This is a genomic window from Deltaproteobacteria bacterium (genome assembly GCA_020848905.1).
Classification (GTDB): Bacteria; Myxococcota_A; Polyangia.
Genome location: JADLHG010000004.1, coordinates 56,749 through 79,376 on the forward strand (window position 1 = coordinate 56,749; position 22,628 = coordinate 79,376).

Genomic DNA, 22,628 nt, shown 5'->3' on the forward strand with positions numbered 1-22,628 from the left:
AAGGCGGGCGATCTGTAGGAAGATCGCGGCAAGTTACCGCACGGAGTCGTTTTGCCCGAGAGCTTCGGAAAGTACACGCTCACCGAGCCCCTAGCCCACGGGGGGATGGCCGAGGTGTTCCTCGCGCAGGTTCATGGCGAGGCGGGTTTCGTCAAGCCGGTGGTCATCAAGCGCCTGCACGCGCACTTCAGCGAGGACCGCGAGTTCGTGGCGATGCTCCTCGACGAGGCGCGCATCACCGCGCAGCTCACGCATTCGAACATCTGCCAGGTCTTCGACCTCGGGAAGGTGAACGGCTCGTACTACCTGGCCCTGGAGTACATCGCCGGGCAGGACCTGAGGAACCTGCAGGACGAGCTGATAGACCAGCGCCAGCCCTTCCCCGTGGAGGCCGCGCTCTACGTCGCCTGCGAGATGCTGGCCGGGCTCGACTACGCCCACCGCAAGGAGGACGCCCAGGGACGCCCCCTCGGGATCGTGCACCGCGACGTGAGTCCCCAGAACGTGCTCGTGAGCTACGAGGGCGAGGTCAAGGTCATCGACTTCGGCATTGCCAAGGCGCAGACGCGGGCCGTGAAGACCCAGGCCGGGGTGATCAAGGGGAAGTTCCGCTACATGTCGCCGGAGCAGGCCTCCGGCGAGGCGATGGACCACCGGACCGACATCTTCGCTGCCGGGGTCGTGCTCTACGAGCTGTTACGCGGCGAGCCGCACTCCGTCGAGGCCTCGGACACCGAGGTGCTGCGTCGCATGCGCGACGCGGACTTCGAGCCGCTCCGGAACACGCGCGACGACCTGCCCGAGACGCTCTACCGGATCGTGGACAAGGCGCTCTCCCGGCGGCGGGAACGACGCTTCGCGAGCGCGGCTGCCTTCCGGCAGGCGTTGACGCAGTGTATGCAGCAGAGCGGCATGCTCTTCGGGCGGTCGGAGCTGGCGGAGCTCATGCGTCGCGTGTTTCCCCCAGAGCGCCGGCGGGGGGCGGGGGGAGGAAGCGGCGTGGCGCCGGAGAGCCCGCCGCACGATCCCTCGGGACGCGTCTCGGGCGACGGCAAGGCGCGCCGTGAGCGCACCGAGTTCGTCGACGAGGACCCGCTCGACGTGGGCAGCGTCCCCGAGCAGCGCGCCGGCCGGTCGGAGCCGCCGCGAGCGCAGCGCGAACGGGACCGGGAGCGGGAGCGGGACCGGGAGGACGGCGAGCTAGCGTACGCACGGACCAGTCAGTCGTCGCCTCGCCGGCGCGCGCCGCGACCCGCCGCCACGGCCGAGGACGAGCTCCCCATGACCAACGTCGCGCTCGGGCGCGACCTGGACGACGCCACCGCGTCCGACCCCGGCCTGATGACCTCCGCCTACTGGTCCGAACCACGCGCGGACGCGGACGAGGAGGAGGACGAGGAGGACGGCCTCCGTCCGACGGTGGCGCGCTCTCGCCCCCAGGTCCCTCTCGCCGCGCGGGCGGGGTCGGCGCCGCGGTCCTCGAGAAGCCGCCCCCCGAGCAGCCGGCGGGAGGCGGTTTCACGGGGCGAGGAGCCCCCGCGGCGGGAGCCGCGACGTGGAGCGAGCCCCCGTGAGGTCGGCGACGGCGGAGCCGCGGCGGTCTTCCGAGACGCGGTGGCGCGCGGTGAGCGCGGCTCGAGGCGCAGCGTGGAGCTGTCGGAGGAGCATCCCATCGAGACGGCGCGGTCGATGGAGCTCGAGAGTCCCGTGGCGTACTCGCCCGTGCGACGCAGCCGCACGGCGAGCCGAGTCATCGGCCTCGTGATCCTGCTGGCGCTCGTCGCGGGGCTCGGGCTGGCCGTGGCGCTCGTCCTCGGGTGGCTCGACGCTCCCCCGGACCCGCCGATCTTCCGCCCCGGGGGGGGGACCGAGGTCGGCCGATGACCGAGGAGGGCGCGTCGCGGGAGCTCATTCACCTGCACTTCAAGGTAGGCCCCGAGCATCACCGCTGGCGCCTCGATCGCTTCATCGGGGCTCGCATCCCGCGCCTCTCGCGCCATCGCATCCAGACCATGATTCGCTCCCAGCCGGGCCTCGGCGGCCCCTCCTTGCGGCCGTCGCTTCGCGTGCGCGAGGGGCAGACGCTGGTGCTCCTGCGGCCGGCGCCCGTCGAGCCGTCGGTCCCCCGGCAGTTCACGGTGCTCGCCGAGGACGAACAGCTCCTGCTCATCGCCAAGCCTGCGGGGCTGCCGGTGCACGCGACGGCCCGCTTCCATCGGAACACCCTGACGGCGATCCTCCGAGAGCGCTACGCCGCGGGGGGGCGCATCCCGCGTATCTGTCACCGTCTGGATCGCGAGACCTCGGGCCTCATGATCCTGGCGCGGACGGTCGAGGCCGAGGTGCGACTCAAGCGTGCCTTTCTAGAACGGAGAGTCCAAAAACGCTACCTGGCGATCGTCGCCGGGCAGCCGGAGCCCGAGGGGGTGATCGACCTGCCGCTCGGCCCCGACGACGAGACGGGGATCCGCGTGCGGCGGTCGGTGCGGGGAGATGGACAGCCGGCGCGGACGCGCTATCGCGTGCTCGAACGTCGCGGCGCCTTCGCCCTGGTGGAGGCGCGGCCCGAAACCGGCCGGCAGCACCAGATCCGCGTACATCTGGCGGCCATCGGGCACTCCGTGGTGGGGGACAAGCTCTACGGCGCGGACCCCTACGCGCTCCTCGAATACGCGGATCACGGCTGGACCGAGGCGCTGGCCGAGCGGCTGCTCCTCCCGCGCCACGCCTTGCACGCCTTCGGGGCCGACTTCGAGGACCCCGCCACGGGCGAGCCGCGCCGCGTCGAGTGCCCGATGCCTGAGGACCTGGTCGACTTCTGGAGAGGGGCCGGTCTGCCGGAGGGATCGCAGCCCGGCGCCGCGGAGGCGCTCCGGAGCACGGCCATTATAGAAGCGTCGATCTAATAGGAGAGGTCGAAGGGGAGGCGGGTCAGGGGCTCGTTGGCTTCGACCCGCAGGAGCACCGCGGGGAGACCCCGCAGCAGCTGCGCCGCCACGCTGGGCAGGGGGAAGGCGGCCTCGCGACTCTCACTCCGGGAGAGGAGCCGGAGTGCCTTGCCGAGGAGCCCTTCCTTGACCCGGGGGAGTACCACGAGGCGGACCGGCCGTTCGGTCCCGAGGCCTACGCGCCGACGGGCTTCCTCGATGGCGTCGATGAGTCCACCGCGCGCGTCGACGAGACCCTCTCTCTGCGCCTGGCTTCCGGTCCATACGCGTCCCTTGCCGACGGCGTGCACGCGCGCAGCGGTGACGCGCCGGCCCTGCGCGACCGCGGAGAGGAAGGCCCGGTAGTAGTACTGCAAGCGATCCAGGATGAAGCGCCGCTCCTCCTCGGTATAGGGGCGATCCAGGGCGTCCATGCGGGCGTGGAGGCCGCGGGAGAGGGTCTCCGTGCTCACGCCGAGCTTCCGCAGCAGGCCGCTCAGGTCGAACTTGCCGGTGAAGATGCCGATCGATCCGGTGGTCGTCGCGGGCTGCGCGAAGATCCGGTCCCCGGCGCAGGCCGCGTAGTATCCCCCGGACGCGGCGATGTCCCCGAGGGACACGATCACCGGCTTCACCTTGCGGGTCAGGCGCACCTCGCGCCAGATGCGGTCGCTCGCCATGGCAGAGCCGCCGGGGCTGTTGATGCGCAGGACGACGGCCTTGATCGACGGCGCGCCGCGAGCCCAGGAGAGCGCCTCGACGATCGTTTCGTCGCCGACCAGGTCGCGGTCGATGAAGGGGATGTGCGCGCTCTTCCCGCGCACGATGTCGCCCTCGAGCGCCACGATGGCGATGGCGGGACCGACGGGCCAGCGGTCCGGAGCCCGTCGGAGAGCGCCCCCCTCGACGGGGAGTGCGCCGGTGAGGCGGCGCAAGCGGAGCTTCACCTCGGTGGGGTCGAGCACCTCGTCTACCAGGCCGCTCGAGAGTGCGTGGGGCGGGATGAAGGGCCCCTGGTCGATGAGGCGCGTCAGCTTCGCCGGCGTGGTGCGGCGGTCGCGTGCGAGGTCCTGGATCAGCTGATGCCAGAGGTCGCTCAGGAAGGCCTCGCGCATCGCCCGCGCGGGCGGGGTCGAGGCGCGGTGGGTGAATTGCTCGGGCGCGCTCTTGTACTCGGCGATCTTCACGTACTGCGGCGAGACGCCGAGCCAGTCGAGGAGGCCGCGCAGGAAGAGCCCCTGCATGGCGAGCCCCTGGAGCTGAACGCCTCCGGCCGGGTCGAGCAGGATGCGATCCGTCGCGGCGGCGAGGTAGTATTCCTTCGCCGACGGGGCGCGAAGCACCGCGAACGAGCGCTTGCCGCGCTGCCGCAGGCGCGACACCCAGGCGCGGAGCTCCTGGGTCTGGGCCCACCCGGCCTGGAAACCGTCGGGCTCGAGGCTTACCGCCACGACGTCGGGTCGCCGCTCGATCGCGTGGAGCAGCTCGACGAGCTCGACCCACTTGCGCTCGTCCAGGCGTCCCTTCAGCGGGATGCGGACCAGGTGCCGCGTGAGCTGGAGCAGGGGGGGCTGACGCGCGCTGTTCAGCTGCAGCGAGATCCCCGCGCCCTGGAAGGTGCCGCGCGCATCCTCGCCGGCGAGGACGCCGGGGCCGAGCGGCATCTGGCGGCCGAGGACGGTCGAGACGGCGAAGGCCATCCGCTCGAACTGGAACGAGAGCCCGACGGTGGCGCGGAGGTCTAGCTGCGGCTCTCCGGTCCGGTAGAAGTCCCGTCTGAGGAGCTCGAGATGCGAGAAAAGCGCGAGCCCGCGAAGCGGCTCGGCCCAGACGCGCAGGTGCGGATCCGCGTCGCCGCGTCGCTCACCGATCTTGACCCCCAGTCCGAGTTCGAGGCGGCGCGTGGCGAGGGGGCGCAAGGCCAGCTCCACGTCGTATAGCCGCTGAAGCGGAAGGCTGTCGTATCGCGGGGTCGTGAGGTCGCGCACGGCAAAGCCCACGGCCGCCCATTCGAACGGGCGAAGGACGAGCCCAAGGTCGAGAGTTGTGAGGCCGTCGAGCGCGCCGTCGCGGTCGGCGATGAAGGTGTGGAGCGTCATGCCGAGCGAGAGGTGGGGCACCGCGCTCCAGCCGAAGCCGAAGCTCAGCTTGACCGAATCGTCGTAGCCGACGGCGTCGGCGGGGCGCAGCCACTGGAGGCCAGCGCCGAGGACCACGGAGGGGAGGAAGGGGAGGCTCCCCGCGGCGAGGAGGGCGTCGCCGGTGCCACCGAGGCGGCCTCCGGACCGCAGCTCCGCGTGGCGCAAAAAAAGGCTCCAGCCGCGCAGCAGTCCGAGCGCGCCCGGGCTGGCCTCGAGGGCCGAGGCGTCGACGCTGCTCACGAGCGAGGGGGCGTCGAGCCGGATCCCGGTGGTCGGCGACTCGCCGGCGAGGGGCGTGAGGGGGCGGCGCTGGGCCCCGGCGGGAAGGGCGGCCGCAAGGAGAATTGCGATGGCGACGATGGTATGGCGCATGCGGAGTGCGTCAGGTTGTAGCCCCAGGGGTGGGCTTTGGCAAAGGGTTTGGGAAGGTCGGCGGCCCGCTACCGCCGCTTGTCAGGGGGACCGAGTCGGGGCTAGAACAGCGAGTGCTCTAGGTTCACGCCGATGCTTGCACCGAGGAATGCCATGTCGAGAACGCTTGTCGCACTGGGAGTGCTCCTTGTGGTCGGCCGCGCCGAGGCGCAGATGACCGTCGACGGGGTCGTCGAGGCCGGCTACGGGCAGGCTCTGGCCACCGACCCGATGGGAGACAACGCGGACGCGGCGATGGACCTGCGCCAGCTCTTCGTGACGAACGACGCCACGTCGCTGTACCTAGCTTTCACCGTGCGGGGCGACCTCGGAGTGGACAAGTGGGGGAAGTACGTCGTCTACCTAGACACGACGAACGATACGATGGGGGCGACGAAGGACCCCTGGCAGCGGTCGGTGGCCGTGAGCGACCCGCACAAGCCCGAGTACATGATCGCCACCTGGGTCGATCAGCCGCCGTACGGCGCGGCGCGTACGGAGCTCTGGCGCTGGAACGCCGGGACGTGGACCAAGCAGGGTCAGGTAGCGGAGGCGGCGCTGACGAGCGCGGCCGGAGGATCGATCATCGAATGGCGCATTCCCCTCGCGGACCTGGGGAGCCCGACCGCCCTGTGGCTGGAGGCGTGGTCCACGGGGAACGGCACCAAGGACAATGCGAGGGATACGATCAATTCCCCCCCCGACGACTGGAACGGCAAGGCGGGCGACTGGGCCAGCCTGGCGACTCTGAAGTGCTCCACCCTGTACGCGGTGAAGGCCGGCGGGGACGGTGGGGCCGCGGACGGGGCGACGGTGGACGCGGGGGTCGCAGACGCCGGGCGGGACGGCGCGGGCGGTCGCGACGGGCGCGTGGCGGACGGTGGGGTGAAGCTGGATGGATCCACGGCCACCGACGGGGCGATGAAGCCGGATGGGCCCGCGGCGGGCGACGCGGGAGGCGATGCGGGTAAGCCGAGCGACGCGGCGCCGACGGTCGATGGGGGCGGGTTGCCGCGCAAGAAGGAAGGCTGCGGCTGCGCCACGGCCGAGGCGCCGGAGGTGTCTCTACTCGCGCTGGCGGCGCTCGCCTTGCTCGGGTGGAGGCGCGCGCGGGCTCAGCGCAGCCGCACCAGGGTGACCCCGTCGCCCCCCTCCTGACGCGTACCCGCCCGAACCTCCTCGACGGCATCGGAGGTGCCGAGGTGCGTGCGCAGCGCGGCCCGGAGCGCGCCGCTCCCTTGACCGTGGAGGAGGCGCAGTTGGTCGCGGCCCGCGAGCAGGACGTCGTCCACGAAGCGATCGACCGCCGCCAGCGCCTCGTCCACGCGCATGCCGCGCACGTCCAGGCTCGGGATGTCGGCCAGAGGGGTGGACGCCTCCGGCCGCAGGGTCTCGGCGACGACGAGGCCCGCCGGCCTCCGGGGGGTGAGCGGCTTCGGCCCCGGCGCGGGAGGCGGGGCGAGGTGCACGTCGGCCAGGTCCACGAGCGAACGCAGGCCGCCGACTCGGACGGCCACCTTTCCCCGGCGAGGGAGTTCTAGAATCTCCGCTCGCTCTCCGAGGCGGGGGAGGAAGACCCGTTGACCGACCGTCAGCGCCTCTGACCGCACCGGCTCGCTCTGCGGAGGCGCGACGCGCGCCGGTTCGTGCCGAAGGAGCGTCTGCGCCGCCGCGCTGACCTGCTGGTCGAGAGACTTCAGCTGCTGCGCGGCGGCCGGTTGCTCGGGCGGGACCTGACGCAGCTGCGCACGCACCCGCTCCAGATCGCGCCGCGCCCGCACGAGCTCCTGGTGGGCCTTGAGGTGGGCTTGATCCACCTCGCGCCGGGCACGCTCCTCGGCCTCGCGCCGCTGGCGCTCGAGGCGGACGCGCTCGGCCTGCAGCTCGGCGGTCTCCCGCGCCAGGCTCTCGGTCTGCTGGTGGAGCGACTCACGCTGGCCGGCCAGCTCGGCGAGGAGGGCCGAGAGCCGGTTTGCGTCCGGGTCGAGGAGCGAGCGCGCCCGGGTCAAGACTGCCTCGGGCAGCCCCAGCCGCTGCGCGACGGGCAGAGCGAACGAACTGCCCGGGGTGCCGAGGTGCAGGCGATAGGTGGGGGCCATGCGCTCTAGATCGAAGCCCACGCTCGCGTTCACGAAGCGGGGGTCGGCTAGCGGGAGGGCCTTGAGGCGCTCGTAGTGGGTGGTGACCAGCGCTTGCGTGGCGCGCGAGGCCAGGCTCTCGAGGAGCGCCTGAGCCAGCGCTTCTCCCTCGCCCGGGTCGGTTCCGGTGGCGATCTCGTCGAGGAGCACCAGCGTGTCGGCGGAGGCGCGCGCAACGAAGGAGAGCACCCGGGTGAGCTGGGCGCTGAAGGTCGATAGGTTCGCGCTGAGGCTCTGATCGTCGCCGAGCTGGCAGAAGAGCTGCGAGTAGAAGGGGAGCGAGCTCCCCTCGGCGGCCGGGACGTGCATGCCGGCCTTGAGCATGAGCGCGGAGAGCCCCAGCGCCTTGAGGCAGACGGACTTGCCGCCGGCGTTGGGGCCGGTGACGATCAGCGTGCGCCCGGCGGCGAGCTCGAGCGTGTTCGGGATGACCTTGGACCCCGCAAGGAGCATGAGCGGGTGGCGAAGGTCGCGCAGCAGGAGGGATCCGTCGGCGGAGATCGCCGGTCTCGCGGCCTCGAGCCGCTCGGCGAGCCGGGCCCGCGCGGCGACCAGGTCGAGGTAGACGAGGGTCTTCTCGGTCTCCGCGATCGCCTCGAGGTGTTCTCCCACCAGCGTGGCGAGGCCGAGGAGGATCTGCAGCTCCTCGCGCGCGACCTCGAGCTCGGCCACCTTGAGCTGGTTGTTGTGTTCGATGACCTCGCGTGGCTCGATGAAGAGCGTGGCCCCGCTGGCGGAGGCGCCGTGCACGATCCCCTCCACCATGCCGGCCGAGTCGGTGCGGACGGGGAGGACGTACCGGTCTTCTCTCTGGGTGTAGTAGTGGTCCTGCAGCCACCGGGTCCAGAGCGGCGACTCGAGGAGCGCGCGCATACGCCGACCAAGTTGCTGGTGGAGCTCGGCCACGCGTCGCCGGAGCCGCTTGAGCTCCGGGCTGGCGTGGTCGGCCACGGCCCCGCCCGCGTCGAACGCGTCGAGGATCGCGCTGTAGACCGGGTGCAGGTCGTGCAGTCCTCGGCCCACGCGAGCCAGCGACGGCACCTCGGCTGCGCGGGCGCGCACGAAGCGCGAGAGGTGCGCGCCGGACTGCAGCGTCTGGCCGAGGTGGACGAGCGTCGGGCCATCCAGGGCCCCTTCCTTCTGCAGTCGCGCGAGGGCCGGCGCCAGGTCGTAGGTGTTGCCGAAGGGGAGGGGCTCGCCCGCGGCGAGCAAGGTGCGGGCCTCCGACACCAGCTCGAGGAGCTCGTCCACCTCCGCGCGTGCGAGCGACGGCAGCAGGGCCGCCGCCGCCTCGCCGCCTCGGCGGGTGGTGCACAGCCGGGCCAGGTTCTGGCGCAGCTCTGGCCATCCCAGGTTGACAAGGGCCGGGTCCAGGGCTTCAGCTTGCGGTGGATCGTGCGGCGGTTGCGCCGCACCTGGCATCGTTTCGGGGCACATGACGTTCCGATTGCTCGCGTACGCACCCAGATCCTTCTGGGCCGTCGTCCTGTTGTCCTGCCTCGGGGCCTGCCCGGGAGCCGGCACGGGGGAGGGGCCCGTCGAGCCGTTCCCTCCCCGGCGCGTCCGGCCTCTCGAGCTCACCCTGCCGAGGCTCGGCGGAGGTCAGGTGTCCCTCTCGGGGCTCCGCGGGGGACCCGTCGTGCTTACCATGTTTACGACGTGGTCTCTACGCTGCCAGGCCGAGGCGCCCCAGTTCGTGCAGCTCCACGAGCGGTGGAAGAGCCGCGGGCTCCGCGTGGTGGGGGTCTCGCTCTCCGCGGACGACGCCTCGCTGGTGCGGACGTACGTGGAGTTCGTGGGGTACCGCTTCGACGTGGCGCTGGCGCGACCGGACGACCTGGAGCTCGTGGCGGCGTTCGGGCTCACCCGCCAGGTGCCGCGGACGGTGCTTCTCGACGGAGCGGGACGCGTGCTGCGCGACTTCGAGGGGCTGACGGACTTCGTGACGCTCCGGCGGGAGCTGGACGCGCTGCTGGGAGCGGGCTCTTCGAAGCCCCCGGCGAGCACGATCGATCCGCCACCAACGCGTCGCTGATCAGCGCGCCTTGCGCTTGGCCGCGGCGAGCTTCTTCTCGAGCGCCTTGCGCACCGGTTTGGCCGTGGCGAGCTGCAGCGCCGCCTCGTAATGGCGCACTGCCTGGGGGTAGCGATGCTTGCGTGCCGCGAGGTCTCCGAGGAGTTCCGGGATTCCGGGGTGACCGGGGACGATCTCCTGCGCGGCGAGCGCGTGCTGGCGCGCGAGCTTGAGCTGGCCCCGGCCGAGGGCTCGACGTCCCAGCAGGAGCTCGAGCTGGGCGAGCGCGCGCAGCGGCTTCTCGGCCTGGTCGTCGAGAGAGACCCAGGTACGGTAGAGCTGCTGCGCCTGCGGGAGCTGGCGGCTGCGGAGGAGGGTGCTGGCCCGGCGGGCGATCCGTGCCCCGAGCTGGGAGCGGAAGCGCGCCACGGCGGGATGTCCCGGGTGGTCCCGCTCGATGCGTTCGAGGAGCTCCTTGACGTTGTCCCCGGGGGGACGCAGGTAGCGCTTCCCGTCGGCCGCACGCCTCGCCCATTCTAGAATGCGCTCTACCTCTTGCGGCGTGACCTTGGGGCGCTCGGGAGCGGTCGCCGCCGGCCAACTCTGCGGCGGGGCGGCGTCCTGCGGACGGGCGTCGCGCACGGGGCCCGCGTCGCGTCGCGGGGAGCCGGCGTCGGAGATGGGCGCGGTGGGGACCTCGCGATGCCCGCGCCACCAGATCGCGGCGAAGGCGCCGCCGCCGCCCACGAGGAGGGTGACGCCGAGCGTGGTCCAGAGCGGCCAGCGGCGTCCGGCCACGACCCGGGTGCCGAGCGGGTCCGTGGCCTGGAGCGCGGCGCCGGTGGCGCTCCCCAGGGTGGGGGCGGCACCGCTCTCGGAGAGCTGGCCTCCGTAGAGCCGCACCTCCCCCGGGAGCACCTGGTGGGCGGGAGGGAAAGGGGGCGCCTCGAGCAGTGCGGGGGCACGGACGGTGGGGGCGGTCCCGACGGCCAGTCCCGCCGAGGGGGCCGTGCCTTCGGCGAGAAAGGGTTCGAGGGCCTTTCGGAGGTCTTCCATGGAAGGGAGGCGGTGGCTGCGCTCCGTCGCCAGGGCGTGGCTCAGCAACGCATCGAGCGCCTCCGGGAGGTCCGGTCGGTAGTGGCGAAGCGGGGTGGGCGGCTCCAGAGCCTTGCGGCTGAGGAGCTGCATGAGGTTCTTCCCCTCGTGCGGGAGGTGTCCCGTCAGCATCTCGAAGAGCATGGCCCCGGTGGCGTAGACGTCGATGCGCCGGTCGATCTCCTCCCCCGCGGCCTGCTCGGGCGCCATGTACTCGGGGGTGCCCATGGCGATGCCGGGGGTGGTGAGACGCGCGTCTCCACGCTCGGCGAGGTCCAGGTTCTTCGCGATGCCGAAGTCGAGGATCTTGACGAAGTCGGTCTCGCCGTCGCGCTCGGTGAGAAACACGTTCTCCGGCTTGAGGTCGCGGTGCACGATCCCGGCGTCGTGGGCGGCATGCAGGGCCCGGCACATCTGGTGCGCGATGCGGAGCGCCCGGTCCGTGGCGAGGGTCCGCTGCTGCGCGAGCACCGTGGCGAGGTCTACCCCCGTGAGGAGCTCCATGACGAAGTAGACGCGCCCGTCGGCCGTGGTGCCGGAGTCCGTCACGTCCACGATGTTCGGGTGTCCGATGCGCGTCGCGGCACGCGCCTCGTCGCGAAAGCGCCGCACGGCCTCCTCGTCACGACTGTAGAGCGCGTGCAGCACCTTGATCGCCACGCGTCTGCCGATCTCCGTGTGCTGGGCCTCGTAGACGGCCCCCATGCCCCCTTCGCCGATGAGGCGCATCGTGCGGTAGCGCCCATCCAGGATCTGTCCGCTCAGGTTGTCGGTCGTCAGGCGTCCCGGCGCACCGACCTCGACGCTCGGCGCGGCGCCGGGGCCGAGCTGGGGAGGGCGCGCGCCGAGCCGGGGAGGGAGCGGAACCCGGGGCGGAGGGCGGGGGCGCGCTCCCGTTGGCGAAGCAGCCGCGGGCGGGGTGGTCACGGGCTCGAGTCGTCGTCGCGCGACCTGGCGGAGGAGCCCCTCGGCGTCGCGCTGGCATTCGTCCACCACCGAGCCGTAGACGGCGCGGAGGAGCTGCGCCAGGGCCGTGGCGTCGTAGTCGGGCCCGAGCTGACCGAGCAGCTCGCGCAGCGCCTCCCCCATCGCCTCTCCCGACGGGTAACGTGCGTCGGGGTCCGGCTGCAGGGCGCGAAGGACGAGGGCGTCCAGCGCGGCCGGGACGTCGGGGCGCCTGCTCGACGGCGGCACGAGGACCGGCTGCTTGACGCTCTCCAGCTGGGGACGCGGACTCGTCTCCGAGCGCGGACGCATCGGCTGCCCGGTGAGGGTCTCCCACAGGATGACCCCCACCGAGTACAGGTCGGCTCGGGCGTCTACAGGGCCGGAACGCGTCCGCTCCGGAGCGAGATACGAGAGCCGGCCGAAGACCACGCCGGGGGCGGTGTACGGCTTGCGCAGCGGCGACGAGGCGATGCCGAAATCCGTCAGCTTCACCTCGCCGGCGAAAGAAAGGAGCACGTTGGACGGGCAGACGTCCCGGTGGACGAGGCGGATCTCCGCGTGCTCGTGCGCGTAGCTCAGCCCGCGGCAGAGCTCCTGTGCCAGGTACACGCAGGCGGCCACGGGAAGCGGGCGCCTGAGCTCTCCGCACCGCACGAGCAGATCGCGCAGGTCTCGCCCGAGGACGTACTCCATCGCGAGGTAGGGCTGATCGTCCACGATCCCCGCATCGAAGACCTGCACCAGGTTGGGATGCGAGAGCCGGAGCGCGACCTTGCTCTCGTCGAGAAAACGCGCGCGGCGGTCGTTCTTCTTGGGAGTGGAGCGGATCGTCTTGACCACCAGCAGCCGGGCGGGACCGCCCAGCGAGGACGGCCCGGCCAGGTGCAGGTCCCCCATCCCGCCGGCGGCGAGCTTTCGCAGGAGGAGGTAGCTGCCGAAGAGGCGCGGGTAGCTGGCCGCCATTCGCGAGAGGATATCAAGCGGGTCGTTGAACTAGAACACCGAAGGCGTCGCGAGCCATCGCGGGACGCGCCGCGACGCGCGACGGTGGATCAACGCGTCCTGAGCTGGCGCCTGGCAGCCTCGAGATTCCGTCGTGCCTCGCGGTGACCCTCCTCGCGTCCGAGCACGCGCTCGTACATGCGCATGGCGTTCTTGTAGTCGTGGAGCTTGAAGAAGATGTTGCCGCGGATCAGATCGGCCTGGAGTCCCGCTCCTTCGGAGGCGGCGACCTGCGCGAAAACCTGCGCGGCGTGGTACTGGCCGAGCTGGAACTCCACCTCGGCGAGCCCGACCAGGGCCCGCCCACGGTCCTTGGGGGAGCGGCGCGCAGTTTCGAAGGCCGTGCGCGCCTCGGCGAAGCGACCCGCGCGCAGGTGGCGCAGGCCCGCGCTCATGCTGGATGTGGCGCTGCGGCCGGCTGCGCTCTTCGTACCGGACAGGCGTGCGCGACCCCCGCTGGGGCGGACGGGGGCCGACGCGGCGACCTGCGTCGCTGACGCCTCCTCGGAGGGCTGCGTCCCTGCATCCTGCGCGCGGAGCGCCTGAACGGAAGCGGAGCGCGGCTCGGCAACCGCGACGGGAGCGGAAGGGCGCGGCGCGGTACCCGCTCCGGCCGACCGCGGCTTGCGACTCCAGAGCGGCAGGGCCACGACGGTCGCCAGGGCTCCGAGCCCGATCAGGATCAGGAGTAGCGCCGGAGCGGCGCGGTGGCGGGGCGGCGCCTTGACGGAGGCCGTGACGGCCAGATCCGGGCGGAACTCCTCGCCCGGGCCGAAGGGCTCGCGCGCCAGATCGAGCGCGCGAGGGGATGGGATCCCCATCGGGGACGCGCCGGTCCCGAGCGGGTCGTCGGGCAGGCCGAGCATCGACGCCACGGCGCCCGAACGCCCGCTAGTCAGCTTGGTCAGCTCGTAGGCCAGCTGCGCCATGCTCTGGGGGCGGCGCTCCGGGTCGCGCTCGAGGGCCCAGAGCACGATGCGCTCGAGCTCGCCGGAGAGCTCGGGTCGGTGCTCGCTCGGCGGGCGGATCTCCTCGGTGGCCTTCCGGTTCAGCACCTCGAGGAGGTTGTCTCCGGCGTGCGGTGGCTCGCCCACGAGCATCTCGTAGAGCAGAGCCCCCACGGCGTAGATGTCGGCGCGATGGTCGCAGCCCTTGCCGGCCGCCTGCTCGGGGCTCATGTACTCGGGGGTGCCCATCGCGATGCCGGGGTTGGTCAGGCGCACCCGGCGCGAATCCTCGAGGTGCCCCATCTGCGCGATGCCGAAGTCGAGCACCTTGACGAAGTCCACGGCCCCCTCGCGCGTGGTCAGGAAGACGTTCTCGGGCTTCAGGTCGCGGTGAACGATCCCCGCCTCGTGCGCAGCCTCGAGGGCGTGGCAGATTTGGACCGCCACGCGCGTCACGCGCTCCTCAGGGAAGGGGCCATCCTCACCGAGCGTGTCGGCCAGGTCGAGCCCCTCGAGGTGCTCCATCACGAAGTAGAAGCTCCCGTCCTCCGTGATGCCCGAGTCGAAGACCTCCACGATGTTCGGGTGCCCGATGCGGCTCGCCGCACGCGCTTCCTGTCGAAACCGCGACACGACCTCCGGCATGCGCGTGTAGATGGGATGAAGGACCTTCACCGCCAGCCGTTTCTCGATGTCCACGTGAAGCGCGAGGTAGACGGTCCCCATCCCGCCCTCGCGGATCAGGTCCTCGATGCGGTAGCGGCCGCCGAGCATGGTGCCCGGTGCGAGCGTGGGGGGGGGCGTCGACTCGTCGACGAAGAGCTTCTCCTCCTCCGCCCCCTCGGTAGCCACACCGGTGGAGACCTTGGCGTCGAGGAGCTCGTGGATCCGCGGCGTCATCTCTTCGAGAAGCTGTTGCCGCTGGCGTCGCTCGTCGTCGATCGCCGCGCCGAAGATCTGCGCGAGCAGTCGCTGGACCGCGGCGGCGTCGGTGGTGGGGTCCAGCTTGGCTAGAAATCCGGCCAGCTCTCGCCGGAAGAGCTCGGCGGTGGCGTAGCGGTCGTCGCGCCGCGGCGCGAGCGCTCGCAGCACGATGAGGTCGAGAGGCGGAGGAAGCTTGCGGTTGACCTTCGACGGGGCTGGCACCTGCGGGTTCGCCACGCGCTTCAGCTGGTCGAGCTGGCTCCCCTCCTTCGGGAAGAGGCGCTGTCCGGTGATGAGCTCCCAGAAGATGACACCCAGCGAGTAGACGTCGGCGCGCTCGTCGACGGCCTCGTTTCGCGCCTGCTCGGGAGACATGTAGGCCAGCTTGCCGAAGAGCACCCCGGGGGACGTCTTCTGCATCTTGATCGTACTCGAGGCGAGCCCGAAGTCCGTCAGCCGCACCTCCCCCGAGTACGAGAGCAGCACGTTCGGCGGGCTGACGTCGCGGTGAACGAGCTGGAGGTCGCCGAAGCTGTGGGCGTAGCTCAGGCCGCGGCAGAGCTCCTTCGCCAGGTGGAGCGCGACCTCGAGCGGCATGGGTCGCCCCTCCATCGCGTTCCAGACCGTCCGGAGATCCTTTCCCTCGATGTATTCCATCGACAGGTAGTAGCGCCCGTCGATGAGGCCGCTCTCGAAGATCGGGACGAGGTTTCCGTGGCTGAGCTGCACCACCAGCTTGGCCTCGTCCACGAACCGGCGCGTGAACTCCTCGTCGCCGAGGTGGCCGAGGATCTGCTTGATGACGCAAAGTTTGCGTAGATCCCCGCGTCCGGCCACCGCCAGGTGCAGCTCTCCCATCCCCCCGCGAGCCAGCGGGCCGATCAGCACGTACTTGCCGAAGAGTCTAGGATAGGTGTCTGGTGACGCCACGTTCTGCGCTCAATGGGGCCCCGTGCGGGCAGCTGAAAGCGTACCACGAAAGCCCGCGAGGCCTCTCTCCTCTCATCGGCCCCGAGGGGGCGCCGCTGAGGCCTTCGCGGCGGCAGGTGCCTCGCCTTGACCCCGGCCCCCCCGGCATGTAGGATTTGCTCGCAATCGCGATAGGTTGCCCATGTCCGGCGAAACCGTTCTCGTCATCGATGACAGCCCGACCATCCTGAAGGTGGTTCAGCTCGTGCTGACCAAGGCCGGGTATGCCGTCCTGACCGCGGCGGACGGCGACGAAGGGGTGCAGCTCGCGGCCGAGCATCGACCGCAGATCGTGCTCCTCGACTTCGTGATGCCCAAGATGAACGGCTACCAGGTCTGCCGGGCGCTCCAGCAAGAGGAGGGCACTCGGGACGTGCCCGTGGTGCTGATGAGCGCGAAGGGGGATCAGGTCGGCGACCGGTTCGTCAAGGTGATGGGGATCGTCGACTACATCACCAAGCCGTTCTCTCCCGAGGCGATCACCGCGGTAGTGCAACACACGCTCGCGAAGTACGCGGCGTCCTCGCCGGGGGAGGGGGAGGGGAGGATCCTGCCCGAGGTCTCCGCGGAGAAGGCGGTCAGCGCGGCGGAGGCGGCGTTGCACGCGCGACAGGCCGCGCTCGCTCGCCTGGCCGAAGGGGTGAGTCGGTCGGTCGGCCGATCCATTGTGGCGGCGGCGGCGAACCACGCGACGGCGCTCGAGGAGGCCGACGTGGTGGCGTGGGCCCGGCAGGGACTCGGGCCGGCGGTCTTCGAGGTGCTCCTCGGCGAGCTCAGGGCGGCTGCGCCGGAGCTCGTGGGGGAGGGGGACGCCGTCTTGATGGGAGACCTGCGGGTCATCCCTCTCGCGGAGGTGCTCCTGCTCCTGCATCAGCAGGAACAGCTCGGGGTCTTGACGGTCACCCGAGGGGACGCCCGCGTGGACCTGTACTTCCGCGGCGGGAACATCGAGCTCGCCACGGCGGCGGGGGTGCCGGAGGAGTTTCTCCTCGGTCGCTTCCTCATCGAGAACAACCTGATGAAGCGGGAGGATCTCGAGCTGTACCTCAGCACGCGGGGCGGCAACGGCAAGCTCCTCGGCCACCAGCTGGTCAAGATGGGCTATCTGAGCGAGACGAGCCTCAAGCAGGCGATGCGGCAGCAGTCCTGCGAGCTGGTCTACGAGCTGATGCGCTGGAGCTTCGGACGCTTCGCCTTCCGCGCCACCCCCGAGCTCGCCCCGGTGGCGGCGGAGGCGGCGCTCGCGATGCCCGTCGACACCATCCTCATGGAGGGCTTTCGCCGGGTGGACGAGTGGCACCTCATCGAGCGCGAGATCGACAACTTCGATCTCGTCTTCCTGCGCAACGACGAGGGGCTGAGCCGTATGGGCCGCGGGAAGCTGACGCGGGAAGAGCTGGCGGTGCTGGAGCTCGTCAACGGCCGGAACACGGTCAAGGAGATCGTGCGACAGAGCCGCATGGGGTCCTTCGACGTCAGCAAGATGCTCTATCGCTTGCTCTCGGTGAAGTTGATCCGCAAGCGCGTCGCGCCGCTCGCGGTCTGAGCGTCGATGGCGACGATCTTGATCGCTGAAGACGTCCCGGCGGTGGTTCCCCTGGTGGCGGAGAGGCTGACGCGCCTCGGCCATCGCGTGCTGCTGGCGCGCGACGGCGAGGAGGCCGAGGCGACGATTCGCGCGGAGCGTCCCGACCTGGTGATCCTGGACGTGGTGTTGCCCAAGCGAAACGGCTTTCAGCTCTGCCGCAGCCTCCGGGCGACTCCCGAGTTCGCGCGGCTGCCGATCATCGTCGTGACGGCGATGGACCGCGAGAGCGATCAGTACTGGGGCCTCAAGCAGGGGGCCGACGAATACCTGGTTCAGCCCGTCGACCCGGAGGCGCTGCTCGAGAGCGTCGCGGGCTACCTGCCGGGATCGTGACGGCCGACGGGCGCACCGGCGGCGAAGGGCAGGAGACGCCGTGGATGCCGTGATCTGCGAGATGGACGGAACGCGAATGGCAGTCGATCTCTCCCTGGTCCGGCAGGTGGTGCGTCTCGGTCCGGTGACGCCCATCCCCGGAGCGCCGGCTGCCGTGGCCGGGGCGTGCCACGTCGGAGGCCGCGTGGTGCCGGTGATCGACGTCGGCGTGCTGCACGGTCGGGGGCCCAGCGCCCCCGCGCTCGGCGAGTCCGGTCTGCTCGTCGAGCACGGCGGTCAGCCGGCGATTCTGCTGGCGGGTCGCGTGGAGGCGGTGGCGCGGCTCCCCGAGGGAGGCGCGGCGGAGGACTCCTCTCGGCCACTGCCGCTCCTCGACGTCGCGCAGCTCTTCGATCGCGTCGGAGCTCAGGTGGCGGAAGCGAGCCAGAGGTTCCGCGGAGTGACGGGCGCCGATGCCTGACCGCGCAGCAACCGGAGCGGAGGGGAAGCGCGGGCGCAGCCTGATGTTCAAGACTGCCCTCGGCGTCCTGGCGCTCACCCTGCTCGCCGTGGCGGCGATCGCTGTGACGTGGGCGGTGGCCGAACAGAGCCTGGTCCGTCTCGCCGAGGAGCAGAAGCAGTCGTTTGCGGAGGTGCAGCGGCGCAACCAGCGCATCGTCGACGGCATCCAGCGCACGAACGATGCGGCGATGGGGCGGGCGCGGCAGGCCTCGGAGGCCGTGCTCCGCATCAACGTGCAGCGTAGCGCGATGGGGGCGGCTCAGATCGCCGAGGCCTTCCTCCGCGGCGCCACCCCCGACGTCGACCCGGACCGCATTCCGGGTTTTGCCACCTCGCTCCGGCGGCAGCGCATCGGTCGCGCCGGGTTCATCTTCCTCTTCGACCACCGCGCGGGTGGCGAAGGGACCATCGCCGTGCATCCTTCCTCCGACCTGGAGGGCGAGCCGCTCTCTCGCCACTACCCCGCGCTCGCGGCCCATCTGGCGCGCTTGCGCTGGACCGAGTCGGTGGCGCGGGCGCGCCACCGTGGCGGGTTTCTGGCCGACAACCGACTGGTCGAGATGCTCGTGCCCAGGGAGCGCACCCCGGGACAGCCAACGGTCTTCGTCGCGACGCCGCTCGCGAACACGCGGTGGACCTTCGTGGCGGCCACCGACCTCGAAGGGACCCACGAGGCCGTGCTCACCGACGTGAACGACGCACTGCGGGAGGTCGCGCGAGCCGCCGAGGCGGGCCACCGTCAGGTCGGGGCGACGCTGAACCTCCTCCCCGCGCAGCTCGAGCGCAAGGTGCGTGCTTTTCAGCGGAGCCTAGTCTGGGCCTTCGTGCCGCTCCTGCTCCTGTGTCTCGGCGTGACGTGGGCGACGATCTCGTATTTCCGGACGGCGCTCGTCCAGCCGGTCCGCGAGCTCGGGGGGCTTGCTGAAACGATCCGCCTCGGGCGCTACGACCAGCGGGCGTCGGTTCGACAGACGGGTGACGAGCTCGACCTGCTGGCCAGGTCGTTCAACGCGATGCTCGATCGCATCGTGGGGCTCATCCGCCGCGACGAGGATAAGCAACGCCTCGAGCGAGATGTCATCATGCTCCTCGGGCTCGTCTCGACGGCGGCCAAGGGGGATCTGACGGTGCGTGGCCGGGTCGGCTCCGCGGAGATGGCCTCGGTGATGGAGGCCATGAACCACATGCTCGAGAGCATCGGCAAGCTCGTGCTGCAGGTTCGAGGCGGGGGAGCCGCGGTCACGGCGGCTGCGGACCGCATCATCGCGGCCAGCGGTGCGATGACCCGCGGCGCCGCGCAGCAGGCGGCGGTGCTCGACCGGGTGACGGAGCGCATCAGCGCGCTCGGGCAGCGCTCGCTCGAGATCAACCAGATCGTGGAGCTGATCGACGAAATCGCCGCGCAGACCAACATGCTGGCCTTGAACGCCGCGATCGAGGCCTCCCGCGCCGGAGAGCAGGGCAAGGGGTTCGCGGTGGTCGCCGACGAGGTGCGCAAGCTCGCCGAGCGCTCTTCGAGCGCGACCAAGGACATCGGCGCCTTCATCGACCTGATCCGGGACGCCACGCAGGAGGCGGTGGTCGCGATGGAGGAGATACGCGCGGTCACGCGCGCCACGGCCGACGGGGCGCTCGACACCACGCGAGCGGCGGACCAGATGGCGGAGGCAGCGCGCCAGCTGGGCGCAGCCATCGCCCGCTTCAAGGTGCAGCGGGCCGACGTGGCGGCGATCACCAAGCTCCTCGACGAGAAGCGCGAGGAGCTGCACCGGGCGCTCGCGGCCTTGGGAGAGCTCGCGGCGACGCCCGGGGTAGACGCTCCCCCCGTCCAGGAGGGATTGGTGGCGCTCCTCGGCGAGGTGCAAGAGGCGCTTCGAGCGGTGGGTGGGGGCCCGTCGTTCGAGGCCGTGGAAGAGCCGGGCGCCGGCGCCGCTCCAGAGTCCGCACTGGTCCGGAGCGCGCGGCCGGGTGACGAGCCCGGGGGGGACCCCGAGAACCGTGACCGCGGGGCGGGCCCTCCGACCGGTCGACCGGGCTGACCCGTGATCGACGCGTCGCTGCTCGAGGTGTTCCTCGGCGAGGCGCGGACGCAGCTGCGCCTGCTCCGCTCCCCCGACCTCTCTCCCGAGGGGCGACGTCGTGCGGTGGAGGCGCTGAGAGACGCCGCGGTGATGTCCGGGCTTCCGGCCCTGGCGACGAGCGCGCGCCGGATCCTCGAGCTGGGCGTGGCCAGCGCGGGCTCGGAGGCGGAGCTAGCTCGCCTGCGCGACGCCATCGAGGCGCTCGCCGCGCCGTACGAGGCTGAGGCAACGGAAGGGGCGGAGAACGACGCGTTCGAGGAGGACTGGGACCCAGAGACGGCCGCACTGCTGCGCCGACTTTTCGCAGCCGAGGCGCACGAGCACCTGGAGGTGATGACCGCGAGTCTCCTGCAGGCTCTGCGCACTCCGGACAGCCTGCAAGAGGTGCTGCGGCGCGCGCACACGCTCAAGGGATCGGCGGGAACCGTGGGCCTCCGCCACGTGGAGCACGCCGTCCACCTGCTGGAGGAGCGCTGCATCGCGCTCCGCGACGGGCGGCTGCCGGTGGACGACGCGGCGATCGACGCGCTCCTCGGCGCCACGGACCTGATTCGAGGGATGGTCGAGGGGACCGACGCCTCGGCGGAGGCGACGACTCCCCCCGAGGTGGCGCTGGGGCGGCTGCGGCAGGGGCTCGGCGCCGCGGAGAGCGCCTCCGCGGCGGACACGGACCCGGAGCACGAGGAGGAGCAGGAGCCGACCGGCCGGCAGGCGCGCGAGGTGGGGGTCGTGTCGCTTCGCGACGCGGGGAAGGTTGCCACGGGGCGCGAACGGCGGGTGGGAAACGATCGGCGGCGGGGCGAAGACCATCTGATCCGGGTGGACGTCTCTCACATCGACGAGCTGATGAACTCCGTCGGGCAGCTCGTCATCGACCGGACGCGCGTGGAGCGTCGCCTGGAGGTGCTCAAGGCCCTGGCGCGCGACCTGCTTGCGAGTCGGCAGACCCTCCACGGGGGTGTGGGGTTGCTGCGCCCGCTCCTCGAACACCCCGCGCTTGCGACCCTCTCCGAGGTCGAAGGGGAGCTATCCGACGTGGTCGCGAATCTCGAGCAGGCGACCGCGTCTCTGCTCGAGGACTCCGAGGCGCTCCGCCGGACGACGCGCGACCTCCAGGCGCATCTCACGAAGGTGCGCATGATGCCCATTCGGTGGCTCTTCGCGCGGCTCCAGCGTCCGTCGCGGGAGATGGCGCGCGCGCAGGGCAAGACAGTCGTGCTGCTGACCAAGGGGGAGACGACCGAGATGGATCGGTCGATCGTGGAGCAGATCACCGACCCGCTGATCCACCTGGTGCGGAACGCGGTGGCGCACGGGATCGAGTCACCCGAGGTACGGCGCGCGGCCGGGAAGCCCGAAGCCGGCGTGGTCGAGATCACGGCGCGGCATCAGGGGGACTTCCTGTTGCTCGACGTCGCCGACGACGGGGCGGGGATCGACCTGGGACGCCTGCGAAGCGCCGTCACGGCGTTCTCGGGCGACGTGGGCGCGGGATCCCCGCTCTCCGACGAGGAGCTCCTGGAGTGGATCTTCGCGAGTGGTGTCTCGACGAGGGCGAAGGCCGATCGGCACGCGGGACGCGGCATCGGCCTCGACGTCGTGCGCCAGAACGTCCTGGCCCTGGGAGGGACGATCGGAGTGCGCACGCGCGACGGGGGCGGGACCTGCTTCACGCTCCGCGTGCCGATGACCACGGCGATCACGCAGGCCATGCTCTTCAAGGAGGGGGAGCAGGTCTACGCCATCCCCATCGCCCACGTTCTCGAGAGCGTCGCCGCGGCGCCTCCACAGCTCAGGTCGGTTGCGGGGCGCGGGCTGGAGCTGGAGCACCGGGGGGAGCGCCTGCCGGTCGTCGTGTTGTCGCAGGTCCTCGGTACCTCTCCGCTGACGCCAGGGGGCGGGGACGCCTCGAACCCTTCGGGGGAGCGGACGGCGATCCTGGTACTCGGACTGGGCGAGTTCCGCTTCGGGGTGGCCGTCCGCCGCGTCATCGGGCCGCGGGAGATCGTGATCAAGGGCCTCGGACCCTTGCTGGCCCCGCTGCCCCTCTTCTCGGGGGGCACAGTCAGCGGGTCGGGCAAGGTGCAGCTCGTTCTCGACGTGATGACCCTGGCTCAGCTCGCCCGCCGGCCCGCGCCGGGGGCGGGAGCGGGGGCGGGGAGCCTGGCGACGGAGGTCGACCGGGCGCGGCTCTCGCCGCCGCGGCTGCTCGTGGCGGACGACTCCCGCACGGTGCGCGAGGCGGTGGCTCAACTTCTGCGCGACGCGGGCTACGTGGTGGACCTCGCGAGCGACGGCTGGGAGGCCTGGGAGCAGCTTCAGCGCCGGCCCTACGACCTGCTGATGACGGACCTCGAGATGCCCCGGCTCGACGGCGCCGAGTTGATCGCGAAGTGCCGCAAGGACGCGACGCTGCGGGGGCTGCCGATCCTGGTGCTCAGCTCGCGGCAGGCGGAGGGGAGTCGTCGCCTGGTCGGGGACGGAGGAGCGGATGGGCTTCTGGCCAAGCCAGTGAACCGACGCGTGGTCCTGCACGGCGTGCGAGGCGTCATGCGTTCGGTGGCTGCGGCCCGGCGCGGGGGGGCGTCGGTCTGAGAGCCGGTTCTCGG

General features: G+C 71.5%; 13 protein-coding genes. 9 read left to right on the forward strand and 4 right to left on the reverse strand.

From position 1 onward, the window contains the following. Positions 1–51 precede the first annotated feature (51 nt). Positions 52–1,884: a serine/threonine protein kinase gene (locus tag IT371_01070; GenBank protein MCC6746216.1), complete on the forward strand. Its 1,833-nt coding sequence runs from the start codon at positions 52–54 to the stop codon at positions 1,882–1,884. Beyond that, positions 1,881–2,906 (forward strand): RluA family pseudouridine synthase, encoded by a 1,026-nt coding sequence (locus IT371_01075; protein ID MCC6746217.1) that lies wholly within the window; start codon positions 1,881–1,883, stop codon positions 2,904–2,906. The genes IT371_01070 and IT371_01075 overlap by 4 nt, the downstream gene beginning before the upstream one ends. Here IT371_01075 and sppA read toward each other — a convergent pair. Next, entirely contained in the window at positions 2,903–5,440 is a 2,538-nt protein-coding gene (gene sppA / locus IT371_01080; GenBank protein ID MCC6746218.1) for a signal peptide peptidase SppA, read from the reverse strand. The genes IT371_01075 and sppA overlap by 4 nt on opposite strands. Positions 5,441–5,593: 153 nt before the next feature. On the opposite strand from sppA, the gene IT371_01085 reads away from it, so the two are divergent. Continuing rightward, entirely contained in the window at positions 5,594–6,637 is a 1,044-nt protein-coding gene (locus IT371_01085; protein MCC6746219.1) for a hypothetical protein, read from the forward strand. On the opposite strand, the gene IT371_01090 is transcribed toward IT371_01085, so the two are convergent. After that, positions 6,595–9,054 carry a Smr/MutS family protein gene (locus tag IT371_01090; GenBank protein ID MCC6746220.1) on the reverse strand — a complete coding sequence of 820 codons (2,460 nt, stop codon included), beginning with the start codon at positions 9,052–9,054 and terminating at the stop codon, positions 6,595–6,597. The two genes, IT371_01085 and IT371_01090, sit on opposite strands and share 43 nt — an antisense overlap. Between IT371_01090 and IT371_01095 the strand changes: the two genes are divergently transcribed. Further along, positions 9,053–9,652 carry a TlpA family protein disulfide reductase gene (locus IT371_01095; protein MCC6746221.1) on the forward strand — a complete coding sequence of 200 codons (600 nt, stop codon included), beginning with the start codon at positions 9,053–9,055 and terminating at the stop codon, positions 9,650–9,652. The two genes, IT371_01090 and IT371_01095, sit on opposite strands and share 2 nt — an antisense overlap. On the opposite strand, the gene IT371_01100 is transcribed toward IT371_01095, so the two are convergent. Both IT371_01100 and IT371_01105 read right to left on the reverse strand, forming a co-directional pair. Further along, entirely contained in the window at positions 9,653–12,637 is a 2,985-nt protein-coding gene (locus IT371_01100) for a protein kinase (GenBank protein MCC6746222.1), read from the reverse strand. A gap of 89 nt (positions 12,638–12,726) precedes the next feature. Next, complete coding sequence (locus IT371_01105) at positions 12,727–15,477, reverse strand: protein kinase (protein ID MCC6746223.1); 2,751 nt, start codon at positions 15,475–15,477, stop codon at positions 12,727–12,729. A gap of 181 nt (positions 15,478–15,658) precedes the next feature. Between IT371_01105 and IT371_01110 the strand changes: the two genes are divergently transcribed. From IT371_01110 to IT371_01130, 5 genes are all read left to right on the forward strand, one after another. Beyond that, positions 15,659–17,062, forward strand: coding sequence for a response regulator (locus tag IT371_01110; GenBank protein MCC6746224.1), 1,404 nt, complete (start codon positions 15,659–15,661; stop codon positions 17,060–17,062). 6 nt (positions 17,063–17,068) lie between these two features. Beyond that, positions 17,069–17,437, forward strand: a complete 369-nt coding sequence (locus IT371_01115; GenBank protein MCC6746225.1) for a response regulator — start codon at positions 17,069–17,071, stop codon at positions 17,435–17,437. A 76-nt stretch (positions 17,438–17,513) separates the two neighbouring features. Next, complete coding sequence (locus IT371_01120) at positions 17,514–17,897, forward strand: chemotaxis protein CheW (GenBank protein MCC6746226.1); 384 nt, start codon at positions 17,514–17,516, stop codon at positions 17,895–17,897. Beyond that, entirely contained in the window at positions 17,890–19,977 is a 2,088-nt protein-coding gene (locus tag IT371_01125) for a methyl-accepting chemotaxis protein (GenBank protein ID MCC6746227.1), read from the forward strand. The genes IT371_01120 and IT371_01125 overlap by 8 nt, the downstream gene beginning before the upstream one ends. 3 nt (positions 19,978–19,980) lie before the next feature. After that, complete coding sequence (locus tag IT371_01130) at positions 19,981–22,614, forward strand: response regulator (GenBank protein MCC6746228.1); 2,634 nt, start codon at positions 19,981–19,983, stop codon at positions 22,612–22,614. The last annotated feature ends 14 nt before the right edge of the window (positions 22,615–22,628 follow it).